The sequence below is a fragment of the Brevibacillus sp. YAE8 genome (assembly GCF_057543335.1).
In genome coordinates, this window is the sequence record NZ_BAAIYG010000007.1 from 36858 (window position 1) to 57296 (window position 20439).

Annotated in this window: 22 protein-coding genes and 1 riboswitch; of the genes, 11 read left to right on the top strand and 11 right to left on the bottom strand. The window is 53.2% G+C overall.

From position 1 onward, the window contains the following. The first annotated feature begins 20 nt into the window (after nucleotides 1-20). The 5 genes from AC27IT_RS12310 to AC27IT_RS12330 are packed head-to-tail and all read left to right on the top strand — an operon-like array spanning nucleotide 21 to nucleotide 4238. On the top strand, nucleotides 21-521 hold the full coding sequence (locus AC27IT_RS12310) for a GNAT family N-acetyltransferase (RefSeq protein WP_005830121.1): 501 nt from the start codon (nucleotides 21-23) through the stop codon (nucleotides 519-521). 52 nt (nucleotides 522-573) lie between these two features. Further along, a complete protein-coding gene (locus tag AC27IT_RS12315; RefSeq protein WP_283858430.1) occupies nucleotides 574-1377 on the top strand; it encodes an amino acid ABC transporter substrate-binding protein in 804 nt (267 codons plus the stop codon). 14 nt (nucleotides 1378-1391) lie between these two features. Next, nucleotides 1392-2063 carry an amino acid ABC transporter permease gene (locus AC27IT_RS12320; RefSeq protein ID WP_025848079.1) on the top strand — a complete coding sequence of 224 codons (672 nt, stop codon included), beginning with the start codon at nucleotides 1392-1394 and terminating at the stop codon, nucleotides 2061-2063. 12 nt (nucleotides 2064-2075) lie between these two features. Next, nucleotides 2076-2828, top strand: coding sequence for an amino acid ABC transporter ATP-binding protein (locus tag AC27IT_RS12325; RefSeq protein ID WP_025848081.1), 753 nt, complete (start codon nucleotides 2076-2078; stop codon nucleotides 2826-2828). A gap of 24 nt (nucleotides 2829-2852) precedes the next feature. Then, entirely contained in the window at nucleotides 2853-4238 is a 1386-nt protein-coding gene (locus AC27IT_RS12330; RefSeq protein WP_283858431.1) for an MmgE/PrpD family protein, read from the top strand. A gap of 81 nt (nucleotides 4239-4319) precedes the next feature. On the opposite strand, the gene AC27IT_RS12335 is transcribed toward AC27IT_RS12330, so the two are convergent. The 7 genes from AC27IT_RS12335 to AC27IT_RS12365 all read right to left on the bottom strand — a co-directional run bounded on the left by AC27IT_RS12335 (nucleotide 4320) and on the right by AC27IT_RS12365 (nucleotide 11523). Then, a complete protein-coding gene (locus AC27IT_RS12335) occupies nucleotides 4320-6029 on the bottom strand; it encodes an adenine deaminase (protein WP_005830130.1) in 1710 nt (569 codons plus the stop codon). Between the two features lie 17 nt (nucleotides 6030-6046). Further along, a complete protein-coding gene (locus AC27IT_RS12340) occupies nucleotides 6047-7108 on the bottom strand; it encodes an ABC transporter ATP-binding protein (RefSeq protein WP_005830132.1) in 1062 nt (353 codons plus the stop codon). 16 nt (nucleotides 7109-7124) lie between these two features. Continuing rightward, complete coding sequence (locus AC27IT_RS12345; protein ID WP_005830134.1) at nucleotides 7125-7913, bottom strand: ABC transporter permease; 789 nt, start codon at nucleotides 7911-7913, stop codon at nucleotides 7125-7127. Nucleotides 7914-7918: 5 nt separating this feature from the next. Then, nucleotides 7919-8740, bottom strand: a complete 822-nt coding sequence (locus tag AC27IT_RS12350) for an ABC transporter permease (RefSeq protein WP_005830136.1) — start codon at nucleotides 8738-8740, stop codon at nucleotides 7919-7921. Between the two features lie 26 nt (nucleotides 8741-8766). Next, a complete protein-coding gene (locus tag AC27IT_RS12355; RefSeq protein WP_025848090.1) occupies nucleotides 8767-9699 on the bottom strand; it encodes a nucleoside hydrolase in 933 nt (310 codons plus the stop codon). A 78-nt stretch (nucleotides 9700-9777) separates the two neighbouring features. Continuing rightward, the gene (locus tag AC27IT_RS12360) at nucleotides 9778-10851 is read right to left on the bottom strand and encodes an ABC transporter substrate-binding protein (RefSeq protein WP_238501117.1); all 1074 of its coding nucleotides are present in this window, start codon (nucleotides 10849-10851) and stop codon (nucleotides 9778-9780) included. 321 nt (nucleotides 10852-11172) lie between these two features. Continuing rightward, the gene (locus AC27IT_RS12365) at nucleotides 11173-11523 is read right to left on the bottom strand and encodes a hypothetical protein (protein WP_025848092.1); all 351 of its coding nucleotides are present in this window, start codon (nucleotides 11521-11523) and stop codon (nucleotides 11173-11175) included. 219 nt (nucleotides 11524-11742) lie between these two features. Then, nucleotides 11743-11845: riboswitch (SAM riboswitch) on the top strand. A gap of 122 nt (nucleotides 11846-11967) precedes the next feature. On the opposite strand from AC27IT_RS12365, the gene AC27IT_RS12370 reads away from it, so the two are divergent. From AC27IT_RS12370 to AC27IT_RS12395, 6 genes are all read left to right on the top strand, one after another. Continuing rightward, entirely contained in the window at nucleotides 11968-12801 is an 834-nt protein-coding gene (locus AC27IT_RS12370; protein ID WP_005830145.1) for a MetQ/NlpA family ABC transporter substrate-binding protein, read from the top strand. A gap of 40 nt (nucleotides 12802-12841) precedes the next feature. Continuing rightward, nucleotides 12842-13900: a methionine ABC transporter ATP-binding protein gene (locus AC27IT_RS12375; protein WP_005830147.1), complete on the top strand. Its 1059-nt coding sequence runs from the start codon at nucleotides 12842-12844 to the stop codon at nucleotides 13898-13900. Beyond that, nucleotides 13879-14541: a methionine ABC transporter permease gene (locus tag AC27IT_RS12380; RefSeq protein ID WP_007778332.1), complete on the top strand. Its 663-nt coding sequence runs from the start codon at nucleotides 13879-13881 to the stop codon at nucleotides 14539-14541. Before AC27IT_RS12375 ends, AC27IT_RS12380 begins: the two co-directional genes overlap by 22 nt. Nucleotides 14542-14696: 155 nt before the next feature. Then, a complete protein-coding gene (locus AC27IT_RS12385; protein WP_005830151.1) occupies nucleotides 14697-15137 on the top strand; it encodes a hypothetical protein in 441 nt (146 codons plus the stop codon). Further along, complete coding sequence (locus AC27IT_RS12390; protein ID WP_005830153.1) at nucleotides 15125-15424, top strand: YxcD family protein; 300 nt, start codon at nucleotides 15125-15127, stop codon at nucleotides 15422-15424. Before AC27IT_RS12385 ends, AC27IT_RS12390 begins: the two co-directional genes overlap by 13 nt. A 207-nt stretch (nucleotides 15425-15631) precedes the next feature. After that, the gene (locus AC27IT_RS12395) at nucleotides 15632-16507 is read left to right on the top strand and encodes an ABC transporter ATP-binding protein (RefSeq protein WP_221842891.1); all 876 of its coding nucleotides are present in this window, start codon (nucleotides 15632-15634) and stop codon (nucleotides 16505-16507) included. A 139-nt stretch (nucleotides 16508-16646) separates the two neighbouring features. Here AC27IT_RS12395 and AC27IT_RS12400 read toward each other — a convergent pair whose 3' ends face one another. The 4 genes from AC27IT_RS12400 to AC27IT_RS12415 all read right to left on the bottom strand — a co-directional run bounded on the left by AC27IT_RS12400 (nucleotide 16647) and on the right by AC27IT_RS12415 (nucleotide 20380). Next, nucleotides 16647-17627, bottom strand: a complete 981-nt coding sequence (locus AC27IT_RS12400; protein WP_007778327.1) for a siderophore ABC transporter substrate-binding protein — start codon at nucleotides 17625-17627, stop codon at nucleotides 16647-16649. A 106-nt stretch (nucleotides 17628-17733) separates the two neighbouring features. Further along, entirely contained in the window at nucleotides 17734-18492 is a 759-nt protein-coding gene (locus AC27IT_RS12405) for an iron ABC transporter ATP-binding protein (RefSeq protein ID WP_007778323.1), read from the bottom strand. Further along, complete coding sequence (locus AC27IT_RS12410; protein ID WP_007778320.1) at nucleotides 18489-19430, bottom strand: iron chelate uptake ABC transporter family permease subunit; 942 nt, start codon at nucleotides 19428-19430, stop codon at nucleotides 18489-18491. Before AC27IT_RS12410 ends, AC27IT_RS12405 begins: the two co-directional genes overlap by 4 nt. Beyond that, nucleotides 19427-20380, bottom strand: a complete 954-nt coding sequence (locus AC27IT_RS12415) for an ABC transporter permease (protein WP_238501119.1) — start codon at nucleotides 20378-20380, stop codon at nucleotides 19427-19429. The genes AC27IT_RS12410 and AC27IT_RS12415 overlap by 4 nt, the downstream gene beginning before the upstream one ends. Between the last annotated feature and the right edge of the window lie 59 nt (nucleotides 20381-20439).

Genomic DNA, 20439 nt, shown 5'->3' on the forward strand with positions numbered 1-20439 from the left:
AGAAGTGCGAGGGAGACAACATGACAACAACTTTCCGTCTGGCAACCGCTGACGATGCAGCAGAGCTGCTGGACCTGACGCTGCGAGCCTACGCTCCCATCCGCGAGTTGGGCATTCACTTTGCCGCAGCCACAGCCGACCTGGCACTCGTCCAGAAAAATATCCACAACAACGCCTGCTACGTCCTGGAGGAAGCTGGGCGGATTCAGGCAACCGTCTCGCTGCGCATGCCTTGGGGACCTCAGCCCGGACCGTTTGGCCTTCCCCATATATGGTGGTTCGCCGTCGATCCGGCCATCGGCAAAAAAGGCGTCGGCTCCACTCTCTTGACATGGGTGGAGGAAAGCATTGTCCGGGATACATTGAAGGCTCCTGCCGTATCGCTCGGCACGGCCGACAAGCATCCGTGGCTATCCGCCATGTACGAGCGCAGAGGCTATGTGCGTGCCGGAGAAGCCGATCTCGGCCGCGGCCACACGACGATCTTTTTCCGCAAAGAGCTGTACACGCCACTGCCATAGCTCAACGGGCGCAGCACTCGCCCAAAAAATCAACCAACTAGGAGAGATTCACATGAAAAAACATAAAGGCATCCTCGCGATTACACTCGGCCTCTCCCTCCTGCTCGCTGCCTGCGGCAGTGGCGGCGAGCAGGCTGCATCAGGCACCCAGGAGGAAAAAGTTTTACGCGTAGGCGCAACAGGCCAAAGCTACCCGTTCGCTTACAAGGAAGGGGAAAAGCTGCAAGGCTTCGACGTCGAAGTTGCAGAGACAATCGCAGCGAAGCTCGGCTACAAAATCGAATGGCACCTCGCCGAGTTCAGCGGCGTGATGGGCCAGCTTGAAACAGGCCGGATTGATACGGTCGCCAACCAGGTAGCCGTTACGGATGAGCGCAAGCAGAAGTTCAACTTTTCCCAAACCTACGCTTACGCCGGAACGCAAATCATCGTCAAAAACGACAACAACGACATCCATTCCGTCGCCGATCTGAAAGGAAAAACCGTCGGAGCGGTGCTCGGCTCGAACCATACGAAAAACTTGCAAAAACAGGACCCGAACAACGAAATCAACATCCGCACCTACGAGACGCAAGAAGGCACGCTCAACGACGTCGCCTACGGCCGGATCGACGCCTACATCAACGGACGCAGCGTGCTCCTGGCGCAAATCGAAAAAACCGGGCTGCCGCTGAAGCTGGCCGGAGATCCGATCACCTATGAGGAAGTAGCCTTCCCGTTCCCGAAAGACGAGAAACACGACCAACTGCGCACAGAGTTTGACAAAGTGCTCACAGAGCTGCGCGATAACGGCACCCTGAAGCAGCTCTCAGAAAAATATTTCAAGGCTGATGTTACGGCGCCAATCCAGAAATAGGCGGTGCGTGCACGATGAATTTTGACGGGCAATACATGCTAGAGGTTTTCCCTACCTTGCTCAAATATTTGCCGCTCACATTGGTAATGGCGATCGTCGCAATGATTTTCGCCATTGCCATTGGGCTTGTGCTCGCTCTCATCACGAAAAACCGGGTACCCGTGCTCTATCAGCTCGCCAACGTGTACATTTCCTTTTTTCGCGCCACGCCTACGCTCGTTCAGCTTTTTCTGATCTACTACGGCTTGCCGCAGCTTTTCCCGTCGTTTAGCGCGATGAACGCCTTGACGGCAGCGATTATTGGCTTGAGCATCAAAAATTCGGCTTATTTGGCGGAGATTTTCCGTGCCGCCCTGGACTCTGTCGACAACGGCCAGCTTGAGGCGTGTCTGGCTGTCGGCATGACCAAGGCCCAGGCGTACCGTCGCATCATCCTCCCGCAAGCGACACGCAATGCCATCCCCGCCTCGGGCAATACGTTTATCGGGCTGGTGAAGGAGACGTCTCTCGCCTTTACGCTCGGGGTCGCCGAGCTGTTCGCCCAAGGAAAAATGATGGCGTCTGCGTCGCTGAAGTTTTTCGAAATCTACCTCGCCGTCGCGATTGTGTACTGGGCGTTGACGATCGTCTACAGTCTCCTGCAGGAATGGCTGGAAAAACGACTGAGCAGGCCATATAAAAACTAGCGAGGGATTGCCATGATTAAAGTAACGAATCTGCGCAAGCAGTTTAACGATCTGGTCGTGCTGGACGGCATCGACATCGAAGTGGCGCAGGGCGAGGTCGTCGCCATCATCGGCCCTTCCGGCTCAGGAAAATCAACGCTTTTGCGCTGCCTCAACCTACTGGAAAGCCCGGACGCCGGACGAATCGAAATCGGGCAGGCCACACTGGACGCCCAGAAATACTCGCGCAAGGAAGCGCACCACCTGCGCCAGCAGACCGCGATGGTTTTTCAAAACTACAACCTGTTCAAAAACCGGACCGCGCTGCAAAACGTCACGGAATCGCTCATCATCACGAAAAAGATGAAGCAGAGCGAAGCGGACAAAATCGGCAGGGCGCTTCTGGAGCAGGTCGGTCTGGCACACAAGGCCGACAGCTACCCGATCACCTTGTCAGGGGGCCAGCAGCAGCGCGTTGCCATCGCCCGCGCGCTCGCTGTCGACCCGCATGCGATTTTGCTCGATGAGCCGACCTCCGCGCTCGATCCCGAGCTGGTGGCAGAGGTTTTGCAAGTCATCAAGGCGATTGCGGAAAAGCGCACGACCATGCTGATCGTCACGCACGAGATGGCTTTTGCCCGCCATGTAGCGGATCGCATCATTTTCATGGCGGATGGCAAAATCGTCGAGCAAGGAACCCCCGAAGAACTGTTTGACCGCCCGCAAAACCAGCGCACGCAGCGGTTTTTGCAGCAAATAAACGCCCCGGCCTCCTTCATCTCGTAGGCGGGGAAAGGGAGTGGCCCTACCGTGACACATGTACATGCGAGCACAGGACGAGACAGACGGCTGACAGAGAAGCTGGCTGATCTCGTCGTTTCTTCTCGCCCGGAAAACGACGCTGCCGCCATGGCAGCAGCGCGGCTGGGAATTCTGGACTACCTGGCTGCCAGCTTTGCCGCGCGCGAGGATGCGGGCCTGGCGAAGCTGTGGAGCATTACCGAAGCAGAAGGCGGCCGCGCCGAAGTTCCTGTCATCGGGCAACAGCGCAAGGCCAGCTTTCTTTCGGCTGCCCTCTTGAACGGCTACATCGGGCACGCGCTCGATTTTGACGACGTGCATTCCGATGTGCGCGGCCATCCCAGCACAGTGATTTTGCCTGCGCTCATCTCCGTTGCCGCCGTGTCTTCCGTCAGCGGCCAGCGGTTTCTCGCCGCCTATGTCATCGGCGTCGAAGTCATGGCCCGTCTCGGGCGCGCGATTGGGGACGCCCATTACATCAAAGGCTGGCACAATACGTCTACGCTCGGGGTGATCGCAGCCGCAGTTGCGGCAGGCTACGCCAAAGGCTTTTCTGCCGAACAGTTACAAAAAGCGATCGGCTTTGCCGCCACCCAGGCGAGCGGTCTGCGCGCGCAATTCGGCACGGAAACAAAGCCGCTGCACGCAGGGCTCGCCGCCCAGTCTGCCTTGCTTGCAGTCAGACTGGCGGAAGCAGACTTCGGAGGCAGCTCGCAGGCGCTGGACGGGAAACACGGCTTTTTTGCCGTCTACGGAGATCCAGAGCTGGCAAACTCCGTGCTGCTGCAAGACTGGGGCGCCTCCTGGCGAATCGTCACGCCGGGACTCTGGTTCAAAATTTATCCGTTTTGCTCCGCTTCCCATCACGCTGCGGACGCGGCTGTTCGCCTGGCGGCGCGCCACGCCTTTGCGCCTGCTGAGCTGGAGGCGGTTCGCATCATTTTTCCGCCCGAGGGGGACGCTGCGCTCGTCGAGAGAGAGCCGCGCACGGGCGAGCAAGGGCGCTTCAGCGTCGAGTATGTGGCGAGCCTCGCTTTGCACAGACGCTCGCTGTCTTTGGAAAGCTTCACGGCAGCGCCGATTGCCCCGGACATTCTCGCCTTTTTGCCGCGTGTACAGCGGGCCTACGACAGCCAGATCGCGCCCGCGCCGGAAGCGGTGCCCAAAGGGCGTTTTACCATCGTCGAGATCACGACAAAAGCCGGACAGGTGTATTGCGAGCGCGTCGATCGTCCGCGCGGCGCTCCGGGCAATGCGCTGACCGCAGCAGAAGTGCAGCAAAAGCTCGCTGACGTGCTGACAGCCGATCCCACGCTTGCCGAGCGGTTGGCGAGCACGACTGCCTCGCTCGCGTCAGAGGCCGATACGGCACACCTCTTGGCGCTGCTGGCATGAACAATGCATTGCCGATGCACATGCAAATATGCAAATAACCCCGGGAGCACATCTGCTGTTCCCGGGGTTTGCTATGTCGTCCTACATCAAAAGCAGCGGCACGACTTTTCCTGCATTCACATCAATCAGGCCCAAATCGGTCAGCTTCAGCGCAGGGCTGACTGGCAGCGAATGCGTGCTGATCGACATGATTGGGTTGTAGTGCTCGTACCCGAGCGATTCCATGGCCCGGCGCAGCTTCTCGACTTCCTTCGCCGTCTTCTCCAACGGTTCCTCTGTCAAAATACCGCCGACAGGCAAGAGCAGGTTGGCGATTACTTTGCCGTCCTCGACTACGCAAAAACCGCCCTGGTTGCGGATGACCTCGTTGGCTGCCACCATCATGTCGTGCGGATTGTGGCCGACGACGAGCAAGTTGTGGTTATCGTGCGAATAGCTGGTCGCTACCGCTCCGCGCTTGATCGTGTCGCCGCTGATTAGCCCGTAGCCGCGGTTGCCGTTTTTGCCGTAGCGCTCAAAGACCGCGATCAGGCCGTACGGGCTTTCTTCCCAGCACACCTTTCCTTCCCGCACCTCGACGATCCCGCGGTGATCCTCGGTAAACGTCGAGCCATTCTGGACGAGCATGACACGGCATGGATAGCGGTTGTCCGGCGCATCTGTAGTGACCTGGAAGTCGCTCTCTGTGAGCGGCGACAGCTTGATGCTCTCGTAAAAATGCGCCGGGAACTGCTTCGTCCGCGCGACCTGACGGTATTGTTCGCGGGCGTCGAACGCTTTTTGCCCGTTTTTGTACACTTGCTCAATCACAAGCTCGCGCAAATCGGACACGAGTACAAAATCGGCAATCTTGCCCGGAGCAATCGCCCCGCGATCCGTCATGTTCATGCGTCTTGCTGGTGTAAACGTACTGGCGTAAATAGCGCGCTCCGGCGGCATGCCCATGCCGATCGCCTTTTTCACGATATGGTTCAGATGACCGCGCTTGTACAGCGAGTCGGTCATCACATCGTCCGTCACAAAGCAAAAATGCTCGGAAACATCTTCGCGGATCAAGTAGTCCATGACTTCTTCTGTCATTGACTTTTCCTGAATCTCCAAAAACATGCCCGCCGCGATTCTCGCTTCCATACCTTCCGCCGTCTGGTGCGTATGGTCGGAGTCCACGCCCGCGTAAATGACGCGATGCAAATCCAGGTCAAGCAGCTTCGGCACGTGCCCCTCGACGACCAGCTTCGGATACGTTTTGCGAATGTGCTCCAAAATCCGGTTCGTTTTGCAGTTCTCGTCGCGGATGATATCCACGTAGTTCATGATCTCGCCCATGCAGACGATGTCGCCGGAGGCCAACAGCTCGTCCATGTCGGCAATTTCTACGGACCCTCCGGTCGTCTCCATCGAGGTCGCCGGAACAGAGCTTGGAATCGCGTACTTCATGTCTACTACGCAGTCCTGGCTGGCGCGGATCATTTCCTTGACCCCTTCGATTCCGAACACGTTCGCCATCTCGTGCGGCTCCGGGACGATTGTCGTCACTCCGTTTTGAATCAATCCGTAAGAAAACGTCTCCGGGGTTACCATCGTGCTTTCGATATGCAGATGGATGTCGACCAGGCCAGGGATCATGTAGCGGCCTTGGCCGTCGATGATTTCGCTCGCTTCAAACGTCTCGGCATTCCGCTCGCCGATGTAGAGAAAGCGCCCGTCCAGAACCGCGACGTTTCCTTCCCGGAACTGTTTGAAATAGCTGTTGAACACTTGTACGTTTTGAATCAATAAATCAACTTTCACAAAAAGCCCTCCTGTCTTTAGTCCACGAGCACCACTTTGTCTTTCGGGAACAGCAGGTTGACCTTTTGGCCGCTCCGATAAGGGGTCTCCATTTCCTGGTTGACGGTAAAGTCGCCCAGCTCTGTTTCCACGACGTACTGATAGCTGCGGCCCAAAAACGTGCTGACTTTGACGCTGCCGTGCAAACGGTTCATGCCTGGCTGATCGGCCTCTTCGGTCGTCACCAGCAGATCGTCCGGACGCATCGCGCATTTTTTGCCGGTAGGACTTGCTGTTCCAGGGTGCTTGGCTGCTACGAACTGATGGCCGCCCACGCGCAGTCCGATCTCTCCGTTCGCTTCCGTGCGCTCGGCGAAGTCGATGAAGTTGGTAAAGCCGATAAACCGCGCGATAAACTCGGTCTTCGGATATTTGAAAATCGTCGCCGGGTCGTCCAGTTGCTCGATAATTCCTTTGTTCATGATCGCCACCTGGTCGGAGATGGAGAAGCACTCCTCCTGGTCATGCGACACGTACACTGTCGTAATGCCCAGCTCCTGCTGGATGCGGCGAATTTCCACGCGCATGTTGATCCGCAGGTTCGCATCGAGGTTGCTTAGCGGTTCGTCGAACAACAGCAGATCAGGCTGAATCACCAGGGCACGGGCAATCGCCACGCGCTGTCTTTGCCCGCCGGACAGCTCCTTGGGGAACCGTTTTTCAAAACCGCCAAGACTGACAACCTCCAAAATTTGCAGGACGCGCTGCTTGACCTCTGCTTCATTCACCTTGCGCAGACGCAGGCCGAACGCCACGTTGTCGAAGACGGACAAGTGCGGAAACAAGGCGTAGCTCTGAAACACAAACCCGAAGTTGCGCTTGTTGACCGGCACCCGCGTATAGTCCTTGCCGTCAAACAGGAAGCGGCCGTCCTTTGCTTCCAGAAACCCCGCGATCAGGCGCAGCGTCGTCGTTTTGCCGCAGCCGCTCGGCCCCAGCAAGGAGATGAGCTGGCCCTTCTCGATATTCAGATTGAAGTTTTGCAAAATGTACTGATTGTCATAGGCAACCGATACGTTTTCCAGCGTGAGCAATGCCATATGTTTGATGCCTCCGTTATCGTTTTGTAAAGTAGGAAAGCCCCATCAATCGTTCGATGATGAACATGAGAACAGCCGTAATCATCATGAGCACGACAGAAATCGCAGCGATCGTCGGATCGAAGTTGTTTTCCACGTAAGTCAGCATCTGGATCGGCAGCGTGCTTACTCCCGGTCCGGTCATGAACACAGAGATATCGACGTTGTTGAAAGACTCCAGAAAAGCAATCAGAATCGCCGCAATAATTCCGGAGCGAATGTTAGGCAAAACGACCTTGAAAAACGTCTCCAGCCGGCCAGCGCCGAGACTGAGCGCCGCCTCTTCAATGGCGAAATCGAAGTTGGACAGGCTGGACGCGATGACGCGAATGATAAAAGGAAGCATCAGCACCGTATGGCCGACGAGCAGCCCGGCGTAAATCGGCAAATGATAGACGACAATGACGTATTTCAGCATGGCAAAGCCCATGACAATTCCCGGAATCAGGACAGGCGAGATGAAAATGCCGTTCAACAGCCCTTTGCCGCGAAACTGGAAGCGGCTGAGCGCATACGCCGCCGGAATCCCGAGCAAAAGCGCCAGCAGATTGCCCAGTAACGATACGAGCATCGACGTCTGGAACGTCGTCATGAACATTTCTACGTTAAAGATGTTTTCATACCAGCGCAGGGAGAAGCCTTCCGGCGGGAATTTCAGGACGCTCCCCGGCTCAAACGATGTAAAGGATATGATAATGAGCGGCCCGAGCAAAAAAGCAAAGACGAGAAGGGTAAACAGGGCCAACCCGCGATTTTTTTCCTGCATAGCTTCTACCCCTTCGGATTTAGTTTCGTCGCCAGCTTGTTCATGAAGGAAATGACGACAAACGTAATGACGATCATGATCGTGGCAATGACCGAAGCCATGTACCAGTCGTTTAGCGTAATCGCGTTCTGGTAGAGAAACGTCGAGATGACGCGTTGCTTCCCGCCCAGCAGCGCAGGTGTAGTGTAGGCGGTCAGGCTGCCGACAAACACGAGAATGCTGCCGATGATAAGCCCTGGCACACTAAGCGGTACAATCACCTGGCGGAACGCCGTAAATTTGGACGCGCCCAGGCTTTCGGCCGCTTTGATTAAATCCGGGTCGATGTTTTCCATCACGCCCACCAGTGTAATGATGATGAGCGGCAGGAACAGATGGATCAGACCGATCATCATCGCAGTCGGGGTGTACAAGATTTCCAGCGGTTTTTCAATCAGTCCGATCGACAACAGCGAGCTGTTCAGCAAGCCTTTTTTGCCGAGAATAATCATCCAGGAAAACGAGCGCACGACAGAGCTGGTCAGCAGTGGGAAAATCGCCAATGCCAGCAAAATCCCCTTTTTGCGCGGGCCTAACTTGGAAATGTAGTACGCAGCCGGAAAGCCGAGCAGGATGCAGGCAATGGTCGTGACGAGACTGACCTGCAGCGTCGTCAGCAAAATTTTCATGAAATACTTGTCCGTCAAAAACTGCATGTAGCCTTGCAGGGTAAAGCTTCCTTCATGGAAAAACGTGGACGCAATCGTCAGCACGATCGGAATGACCATGAACAGCGTCAAAAACAGCACACCAGGCAGCAGCAATAAATAAAGACCCTTTTTTCTCATTCAATTAACTCCTGTTCACGGTATCGTCAGGCTTTCAATGCGCCGAGAAAACGCGCAAAGAACGCATCTGCATCTACGTCCAGACAGACGTTCATGTTGGGTTCTTTTTTCAGGCGGTTCTGAAAGTCGCAAACCGTTTGCCCGTCACAAAGCTCGCTTTTCGTTTCGATATCGACGTACAGCTTCTTCGTCGTCACCAGCGAGCGGTCGAGCGCGACCGCAACAGCCAGCGGATCGTGCATGGCGCAGGCGCGCACGCCGTTGCGTTCAAAGTAGCGGTCCAGGTAATCGGACGTGCTTTGCTTCACGTAGCGGCCGATGGGCGTATCGCCCAGTTCCTTGATATGTTCTTCGGTAAGCAGGACTCGTCGTGTGACATCCAGCCCGACCAATGTCAATTGCGGAAATCCGGCGTGAAACACTACCTTGGCTGCTTCCGGATCGACGTACATGTTGTACTCCGCCACCGGGGTCACATTTCCGTGCTCGGTCAATACCCCGCCCATAAAAATGACTTCCTTCACCTGCTTGACCAGCTCGGGGCACCTTCTGACAGCCAAGGCCAGATTCGTCAGCGGCCCTGTCATGACAAGCGTGACTTGCCCGGGACGAGCCAGCACTTGCTCGCAAATGAAATCAGGCGCAAAGCCTTCCCGCGGCTGCGTCAGCACCTCCGCATCCCGCAGTGCCCCGCCAAGCCCGTCCTCGCCATGAATGCGATGCTCGAAAAACAACGGACGAAAAAGCGGCTGGGAGGCTCCGCGTACGACAGGAATCGTTGCTCCCACTTGCAGGAAATCGAGAATTTTGCACGTATTTTCTGTCGCTTTGCCAAGGGATACGTTGCCGTTTACGGTAGTGATTCCGATCAATTCACATTGACCGCTCTTGATAGCCAAAATAATTCCCAGCGCGTCATCAATTCCGGTATCGACATCAAGAATGATTTTTTGCTCCACGAGTGGTCCTCCTTCAGTTGAAACAAACAAGGGTATATCCGCCTGACGTCTATACCCTTGTCCTGTTTCAAGCGCTTGTTATTGGGTAATTTCGCGGTTCCAGCGATCAATCCACGCCTTGGAATGCTCGTTGACGAACTTCATGTCCAGCTTGCGCAGCTTGTTCACTGTCTCTTCGCCGTAAGTCACGCCTTTTGCTTCTTCGGCTGTCAGCTCCACAGACGTGTTTACAGGAGAGTCTACTTTTGCTTTCGCTGTTTTCTCCTGAACTTCCTTGCTCAACTGATAGTTGATGAAGTCCTCGGCCAGTTGCTTGTTTTTGCTGCCTTTGACGATGTTGACGGTGTTCATTACGGCGTAGCCACCGCTTGCCGGAGCGACGAATACCGCTTCTGGCACGGCTGCCTGGATGTCTTTGAAGTACATTTCCATGATCGGACCCACTGCGATTTCTTCCTGGCTGAACATGTTCACGTACTCGGAAGTTTTGTCGTAATACTTCACAACGCCTTTATTCGCTTCTTTCATTTTTGCAAACGCCTGGTCTTCGTTAAACTCTGCGCTACCTGCTACCATCGAAGCGCTGTCGAGAATCATCGGGCCTGTGGTGGACGTGATGTTCGGCAGTGTCAGCTTGCCTGCCAACTCAGGGCTCCACAGGTCTTTCCAATCTTTGATCTCGGTTGTGACCAGCTTCGGATTGTAGGCAATCCCGAATTGTCCGATCGTGTAGGCTGGACCGTAGTCCTCGCCCAGCGGCGCTTTGGCGATATCGTAAATCTGGTTCAGGTTCGGAATGCGACTGCGGTCGATTTTTTCAAATACGCCGCTGTCGATTCCTTGCTGCGCATAGTAGTCGGAGAGATAGATCAGATCGACGTCGGAACTGCCTTGGCGGATTTTGTTCAGACGCTCGGCGTTGTTTCCGATTTCGAGCACGATTTTCACGTTGTGCTCTTTTTCAAATGGTTCGTAGATTTCTTTGCGGAAAAAGTCTTCAGAAAAGCCCCATGTAGAGATTACCAGCTTTTGCGGCTCGCCTTTGGCAGCTTCGCCTGCTGCTCCCTCCTGCGGTTTGTCGCTGCTGCCGCAGCCTGCAAGCACCAGAGACAGCATGGAAGCAGAAAGTATTCCTGTCAGCATTTTTTTCATCGTAATGTTCCTCCCGTTCGGCTTATAAATGACGAATGATTCCATCTCATAGAATGAAGTGTTTTCTCGTTTTTATACTGCGTGTCGTGAAACCCCCTACTGTTTCCCTCGTTCGGTGATTTTATTCATCAACCACCCCCTTTGCAAAGCGTTGAGAAGCTGAAAAAGAAAAAAGAAAAGCACCCTTGAATAGAACGATACATTCTAAACAAGAGCACTTTTCTTCGTAAACAAAGAGAAGCGACACCCGTTTCACACCATTTTCACGGTCTTCCCTTGAGATAAATCAAAAGGGAAAATCCGAACGAATGGGGCAAGTATTTAATTTTCCGAGCCGCTCACAATCACATTCGTGATCGCCCACTGCGTAGGCGCATCATAGTCTCTTAGCACAGCTTCCAGCTTCAGACCCATCTCTTCTTCCAGCCGTTCTTTCAGTTTCCTCTTATAAAGAAGAGACATGCGAAAATCGACTTCGAGCTTCAGGGCCGGGGCTTCGCCTTCAAGCGCGGCAGAGCGCGGTGAACGGCGATGCTTGGCGTGGAAGGTAATCAACTGATTCTCAATGGTCACTCTCAGCAAAGTCGTTCCAAATCCGAACAACTCTTTCGCTATCTCATTATAAATGGCAGACAGCTTTTTTCTCGTTTCATTCGTGTCTGTTAAACTCATGACATCACCCGCGAGAGCTGTTATCGGATTCGTTGCTCCCATTATACATATGATTTCTGGCTAGAGCAAGCAAACATTCGTATTTAGATCATTTTTACATTTTTCAGTCAAAAATTCGTTCGGAAAAACAATTGACAGGTCGAAATCGGCAAGCTATAATCCAACTAACCTAATATGAATTGTAGGCAATTTGCTTTGACCGAATTTCATAAGCCACTTCTCTTATAAAGAGAGGTCGAGGGACTGGCCCTATGACACCTCGGCAACCTATCCCACCGATATGGTGCCAAATCCAGCGGAAATCAATTCCGACAGATAAGAGAGGCATTGACCACTGTGAATGTTGCATGCGCAGTTACAAGCCTCTTCTTAGCGGAAGAGGCTTTTTGTTTTCCCGGTTACTATTTTCAAGATATACAAACACCAAAGAAAAGGGGAATTTTCATGAAAAAGACAGGCTTATTTCTCACTTCGCTTCTGCTAGCTGCTTCTCTCGTTACGGCGTGCGGCGGCAAACAGGAAGCGGCTCCCGCAAACGGTGGAGCTGCTGCTGAACAGCAAACCAAAATCAAGGTCGGCGTGACAGGCGGCCCTCACGAAGAAATTTTCAACAAAGTAAAAGAAGTCGCCAAAGGCCAAGGAATCGACGTGGAGCTGGTCGTGTTCAACGACTATGTGCAACCGAACCAGGCTCTCGATAAAGGCAATCTCGATATGAACAGCTTCCAGACCATCCCGTTCCTGGCCAAGTTCAATCAGGACCACAAAACCAAAATCGTCGAGATCGGCAAAGGCGTAACCTTCCCGATGGGGCTCTACTCCACCAAGCATAAAAAAGTAGAGGACATCCCGGAAGGCGGCGTGGTCGGCATCCAAAACGACCCGACGAACCGCGCCCGCGCTCTGTTGCTCTACCAGGCTGCCGGACTTATCAAGCTCAAAGACGGCGTGAAAGACAACGCGACTCCGCTGGACATCGTGGAAAATCCGAAAAAACTGCAATTCAAGGAGCTGGAGGCAGCGTTTTTGGCTCGCTCGCTCGGCAACGTGGAAGTCGCTTCGATCAACACCAACTTCGCCATGGAAGCAGGCTATTCGCCGAAAAAAGACGCGATCTTCTCGGAAACGTCTGATTCTCCTTACGTCAACATCATCGCCGTCAGAGAAGCAGACAAAGACAACCCGACCTACAAAAAGCTCGTGGACATCTACCGCTCGGAAGAAGTGAAGAAGTTTATCGACGAACACTTTGAAGGAGCCGTGCTGCCGTCCTGGTAAAAACATGCCGGGAACAACCGACAACAAGGAGACACTCGTGATGATACAGCTAACTGATATTCATAAAACGTACAAGGTAGGAGCCAGGCAGGTCGAAGCCTTGAAGGGCGTATCTCTGAACGTGGAAAAAGGGCAAATCTACGGCGTGATCGGCTTTAGCGGAGCGGGGAAAAGTACCCTGCTCCGCACGATCAACCTGTTGGAAAAGCCGACGAGCGGCTCCGTAGTCGTCAACGGGCAAAATCTGCTTGAGCTGAAGGAAAAAGAGCTGCGCCAGGCGCGCAAAAAGATCGGCATTATTTTTCAGCACTTCAATCTGCTTTCCTCCTACAACGTCTTTGACAACGTGGCGGAAATATTGCGGATGAACCGAGTGCCAAAGGACGTTATCAAGCGCAAGGTAGAAGACTTGCTGCGCCTCGTCGGTCTGGCGGACAAGGCAAACGCCTATCCTTCCCAACTGTCCGGCGGGCAAAAGCAACGGGTAGGCATTGCCCGGGCACTCGCCACCGATCCGGAAATTTTGCTGTGCGACGAAGCGACATCTGCTCTCGACCCGCAGACGACCGAATCGATCTTGGAGCTTTTGCTCGACATTAACCGCAAGTTCAATCTGACAATCGTGCTGATTACCCACGAAATGCAGGTTATCAAAAAAATATGCGACCAGGTCGCGATCATGGAAAACGGCGTCATCATCGAGCAAGGGACTGTGCTTGATATTTTCAGCAATCCGCAGCAGCAGACGACGCGCAATTTCATCAAGACGATTTTTGACGATGAAGTGCCGGGTGAAATTTTGGCCAAAATCAAGCCGTCCGGGCCTGTCTCGAAAATACTTCGCGTAGCTTTTCGCGGGGATGCCGCGCTCGATCCGGTGCTCGGCACGCTGTCCGCGCGTTTTCCGGTCAGCACCAACTTGCTGTACGGCTCGATTACTTCCATTAAAGGAACGGCGCTGGGCATTCTGCTGCTGCATATCTCCGGGGAGGAACGGGCGATTGAGGACGGCATTGCTTTTCTGCGCGAATCGGTTTACAGAGTGGACATCGTCGAACGAGAGGAGGGCACGCACTCATGGACCGCCTTACTGAAATGATTCCTGTCTTCGGACAGTCCTTGCAGGAAACTGTCATCATGGTGGGCATCGCGCTGTTCATTGCGACGCTCATCGGCATTCCGCTGGGGATTCTTCTCGTCGTTACCCAGGGCAACCATCTGTTTCCGAACAAATTCATCTACCACGCACTCAATACGATCATCAACATCGTGCGCTCGCTGCCTTTTATCATCCTGATGGTCGCGATCATCCCGTTCACCGAGCTGATCGTCGGTACCTCCATCGGCATCGAGGGCGCCATCGTCCCGTTGATCGTCTACACGGCTCCTTATATTTCCCGCTTGATGGAGACGGCGCTGCACGACGTGGACCGCGGCGTCATCGAGGCGTACCAGGCCATGGGAGCCTCGCGCCGACAAATTATTTTTCGCATCATGCTGCGCGAGGCAAGACCGGGCATCGTGCTCTGCCTGACGATTGCCACCATCGGCCTGATCGGCGCGACCGCGATGGCCGGAGCCGTCGGAGCGGGCGGGCTGGGCGATCTGGCGCTGCGCTACGGCTACCAGCAATGGGATATCGAGGTCATGATAATTACCGTCATCATCCTCGTCGTTTTGGTGCAACTGATCCAGTCGCTCGGCAACTGGGCGGCTCGCAAACTGAAAAAAAGCGCATAGCGAGAAAGCCCTTGGCTGCTGCTGCACGTCAGGGGCTTTCGTTTTGTTTTCTTCTTCCATCCAGCAATGTTCACCGAATGTTTGGTGGAAAAGCTCCAAATATTCATGTACACTTATATGTAACTCAATGAATAGAGAGGGGCTACTCAAATCACATGAAAAAACTCATCATGCTGTTGGTCGCCGTTATGCTCGTACTCGCTCCTGGCGGATTCACAGATCACGCCGATGCAAAAGGCTACAAGTCTGGCAAAAAGTCGTTCAATTCCAATACAGCTCCAACGAACACGCAAACTCCAACCAAAGCCGATTCGAATGTAAATGCCTCTACCAATAAAAGCACGACAACCAATACACCGGCAACTGCTGCTCCGACCAAAAGCAGCGGCGGCTTCATGAAAGGCCTTCTCGTCGGTGGACTGGCTGGATTGCTGTTCGGTAGCCTGTTTGGCGACATGGGAGCTTTGGGCGCAATCTTCGGCTTCCTGATTAACATGCTGGCGATTGTGGCTGTGATCGTCCTGATCCGCAAAATCTTCGTCTACTTCAAAACGCAACGCGCGAAGAAACAGGAACTGAACGCATGGAAAAGATAACATTTTCGGAGCAAATGCTCATCAACGCCATCTGCCTGCATGTGGCGAGCAAAAAGCAAGTTCAGCCGCAAGACGTAGAAGTTGAGCTGATGTGGGACGAAGACTACGGCTTTTCCGCTGAAGTTTACGCCAACGGTCGCAAGCAGGTGTTCGTCGAGATCAACCTGATCGAAGCCATCCGCTTCTATCTGGAGACGCAAATGCAACGCAACCCGTACTCTGCGGGTATCGAGCTGGTACTGGATGACGAGGAAGGCATCATCGCCCACATCACGTACCAAAGCTAGTCGCCTATTTTCATAAGCTTGTTATTCCCAAGCCAATTTGCTCACACTAGAGAGCAGGTTGGCTTTTCTCATGCCTCGATTGCACGCGATCAAGCGATCAAGTATTGAAATTGCCTGCATTCCGTTATATACTTTAATGAAAATGATTATCATTGTCTGCTTTTACTCATACATGTACATACTTTCCTATAAAGGAGTTGGCCTATTGTGGAACGCTTATACACGCAAAAGCTGGACATCGGTTACGGCGAGCTTTCCATTGTCAAAGACCTGAATATCAGCATCCCTTCCGGCAAAATCACCGCGCTGGTCGGCGCAAACGGCTCGGGCAAATCGACTATCCTCAAAACATTGGCCCGAATCATGAAGCCGTCAGGCGGACAGGTGTTTCTGGACGGGAAGTCTATCCATCAGCAGTCGACCAAAGAAGTCGCCAAGCAACTGGCGATTCTTCCGCAGAACCCAACTGCTCCCGATGGATTGACCGTGTCTGAGCTTGTTACCTACGGCCGCTTCCCGCATCAAAAAGGCTTCGGCTCCCTGACCAAAGAAGATAAGGAAATCGTCCAATGGGCCATTTCCATGACGGGTATGGTCGACTTCTACGACCGTCCTGTAGACCAGCTCTCCGGCGGTCAACGCCAGCGCGCCTGGATCGCCATGGCTTTGGCGCAAGGGACCGACATTCTGTTCCTGGATGAGCCGACCACCTTCCTCGACATGGCACACCAGTTGGAAGTGCTCAAGCTGCTGCAAAAGCTGAACGAGGAAGAAAACCGCACGATCGTCATGGTCGTCCACGATTTGAACCATGCGACACGCTACGCCCAGCACATGGTGGCGATCTCTCGCGGCACCGTCATGGCAGAAGGTACTCCGGCAGAAGTCATGACTCCCGAGATGCTGCGCAAAGTATTCAACATCGAAGCGGACATTTTGACCGACCCGCGCACAGGCGTGCCGCTTTGCCTCCCTTACGAGCTGAGCCATGCCGTTGAAAACAAGCAACCTGCATCCAGCCCAGTTCAATCAGCCGCCCAAGCGGTGCAAGAAGAAGAACGCAAGCTGGTCGGCACTCGTTAATTTTCTCTATCATCGACAGCACAAGCCATTCTCCTGATCGGCCAAAAGGAGAATGGCTTTTTTGGTGCAAAGAAAAACAAGCAAGCAGCCCGGGGCTTGATCTGCCCCGGGCTGCTGCCTATCTGTCAACGAGGTTTGATTACCACTTGATGTCTTTCAGGATTTCATCAGCCATGTTCGCTGTAGACACCAGTCCGCCACCGGACAGGTACCAGTAGTTGGCATCCAGGTAAATGATGTTGCCGTTTTTGAACGCTTTGGTGTTTTTCACCAGGTCGTTTTCTACCGCTTCTTTTGCTGCAGCAGAAACGCCTTGGTTTCCGGAGATTACGCCGCGGTCTACGACAAACAGGTAGTCAGGGTCTTTCTCTGCCACGTACTCAGCCGATACGCTTTGACCGTGTGTTGAAACTTCAATGTTTTTGTCTACAGCAGCAAAGCCAAATACGTCATGCAAAATGCCGAAGCGGGAACCAGGACCGTAAGCGCTCAGCTTGCCTTCGTTCACCAGAACGATCAGCGCGTTTTTGCCGCTTGCAGTCGCTTTTTCATTCAGTTGCTTGATAGAGTCGTTGATTTTTGCCAGTTCTTCGTCTACTTGCGCTTCTTTGCCGAAGATAGTGCCGAGAGTTTTCATGTTCTCGGTGAAGGACTCCATGTACTTGGTCGTATCTACACCCAGGAAGATGGTTGGGGCGATTTTGTTCAGTTCTTCATAAGCGTCTTGCTGACGGCCGGAGATGAAGATTACATCCGGTTTCATCGCGTTGATTTTTTCAAAGTCAGGCTCTTTCAGGCTGCCGATGTTGGTGTATTTCGCGTCCTTGAACTTCTCCAGGTAAGGAGGAATGCTGGATTGCGCTACCCCTTTCACTTCAATGCCCAGTTTGTCCAGGGAATCGAGTACACCGTAGTCAAAGACTACTACGTTTTGCGGGTTCTTCTTCAGTTTTGCCTCGCCCAATTTATGTTTGATCGTGATTTCTTCGGATTCCTTCGCGGCGCCGTTGGAAGCCTCTGGCGTTTGGGAAGGAGCTGCACTATTGGAGCCGGAACCGCATGCCGCTGTAAAGACTGCCAACAGTACGGCCATGAACAGCACAAGGATTTTTTTGTTCATTTCTCTCACCTCTATAAGTTTTTTAATATATATAAAATTATTGATAGCTTGCTGATGAACCCCCTTGCATGCCATCAAAATAATTTTATCGAAGGGAAGAAAAGCGTTACGCGAAATATACGCATATTTTGTTTTGGTCGATGTCCTCGATGTGGATGTCCATATCGTACACATCCTTCAAGGTTTGCGGGTCGATGATCTCGTCGGTAGTGCCTTCCTTCACGACCTTGCCATCCTTGAGCGCCACGATATAGTCCGAGTAGCAGGAAGCAAAATTGATATCGTGAATGACGATCACGACGGTTTTGCCCATCTCGTCCACCAGGCGGCGCAGCACCTTCATGATCTGGACCGAATGCTTCATGTCCAAATTGTTCAGCGGCTCATCGAGAAGCACATACTCCGTGTTTTGCGCGACAACCATGGCGATGTACGCCCGCTGCCGCTGCCCGCCGCTCAACTGGTCGAGGTATTTGTGCTGAATGTCCGTAAGCTCCAGGTAACGGATCGCTTCGTCTACATACTTCCAGTCCTCTTTGGTCAGGTTGCCTTGCGAGTACGGGAAGCGCCCGAAGCTGACCAGCTCGCGGATCGTCAGGCGAACGGTGATGTGGTTGGACTGCTTGAGAATCGAAATCTTTTTCGCCAGGTCGTTGCTTTTGTACTGGCCGATCTCTTGCCCCTCAATCAATACCTCGCCCTGGTCCTTCGTCAACAAACGGCTGACCATGGACAAAAGCGTACTTTTTCCGGCTCCGTTCGGCCCGATAAAAGACGTGATTTTTCCCTTGGCAATCTTCACCGAGACGTTTTCCACGACGTTTTTGTTCCCATACTGTTTTGAGACGTTACGGACTTCTATCACGCTTTATTCTCCTTTAACAGAAGATAGATGAAGTAAACCCCACCGATAAAGTTGACGATCACACTGAGCGTCGTCGAGAACGTGAACACGCGCTCTACGACCAACAGACCGCCTACCAGCGCCACGACGCTGATTAACGCCGAGCCTGCCAGCAAATACTTGTGCTGATACGTCTTCATGAACTGATGAGCCAGGTTCGCCACCAGAAGCCCCAGGAAGGTGATCGGTCCAACCAATGCGGTCGCAATCGACACCAGAATCGCAATCACGATCAGGAAGCGCTTGACGACAAAATCGTAAGGAATCCCCAGGTTGATCGCCTGATCGCGTCCCAGCGACAGCACATCCAAATATTTGGTGTAGCGCCAGAAGTAGATCCCGATCGCGATCACCAGCACAAAGCTGAGAATCAGCAGGTCTGTGTTCACGTTGTTGAAGCTGGCGAACATTTTATCCTGTACGATCTGAAATTCATTCGGGTCGATCAACACTTGCATGAACGTCGACAGACTGCCGAACAGCGTGCCGAAGATCAGCCCGATCAACAGCAGGAAGTAGATGTTTTGGCCTTCCCGTTTAAACAGGAATTTGTACAGCACGCCGGCAAACAAAACCATCAAGCCTGTCGAGATGAGAAAGTTGACATTTTTGTTCATGATCGTCATGTGCGTAGAGCCAAACACGAAAATGACGAACGTCTGAATGAACATGTAAAGGGAATCAAGGCCGATGATGCTGGGCGTCAAGATGCGGTTGTTGGTAATCGTCTGGAAGACCATTGTCGAGAATGCGATGATGCACCCGGTCAAGATGATGGCGAGAATTTTTTTCGCCCGCCGGGGAAGCACGTAATCCCAGTTGCCTCCAGCGTCAATCAGCATGAATACGGCTATCAGAGCAACGGCGACTATCGCCATGCCACCAATCTTAGCTTTCATCGTTCATATGCCTTTCTTCTCATGAGTAAGTACACGAATATACTGCTGCCCACTACCCCGACCATCAAACCGATCGAAATTTCGTACGGGAAGATGATGAGGCGTCCCAAAATATCGCAGCAGAGGACGAACACCGCGCCCAGCAAGGCGGTATGGGCCAAGCTTTTTTTCAGGTTGTCACCGAGATAAAGCGTCACAATATTAGGAATAATAAGCCCTAAAAACGGGATCGTTCCCACTGTGAGGATGACGACGGACGAAACCATCGCGACAATCGCCAGCCCGATATTGACGACCTGCTTGTAATTCAGCCCGAGGTTGATGGCAAATTCCTCGCCCATCCCTGCGATCGTAAACTTGTTGGCAAACAGGTACGCAATGACGACCAGCGGAATGCTTATGTATAGAAGCTCGTAGTTGCCCCTCATGATGGAGGAAAAATCGCCGTGCAACCAGGACGACATGTTCTGGATCAGGTCGTGCTTGTAGGCGAAAAACGTCGTGATCGACCCGACGATATTCCCGAACATTAGCCCGACCAGCGGAATGAAGATCGAGTCCTTGTACTTCACTCTGTCGAGAATTTTCATGAAGACAAACGTTCCGAGCAGAGCGAAAACGAATGCCACGAGCAGCTTCACCCATACAGAGGCGTCGACAAACACAAGCAAGGAGACGAGAATCCCGAAGCGGACAGAATCTTCGGTCCCCGCCGTCGTAGGCGAGACGAATTTATTGCGGGTCAGTTGCTGCATGATGAGGCCGACCACACTCATGCTGATACCGGCGATGATGATGCTAATCAGGCGGGGAATCCGGCTGATCCACATCACCTGAACCTTGTCGTCGCTGAGATTGAACAGCTCCAGGGGCGAAATGTCCTTCACGCCGATAAACAGGGATACCATTGATAGCAGAATCAGGGCCACAACCAAATATCTTTTTTTCATCGCTTCCCTACTCTTCTCTTTGTTCACGTGAATGATGCGTTGCTTTTATTGTGCTTATT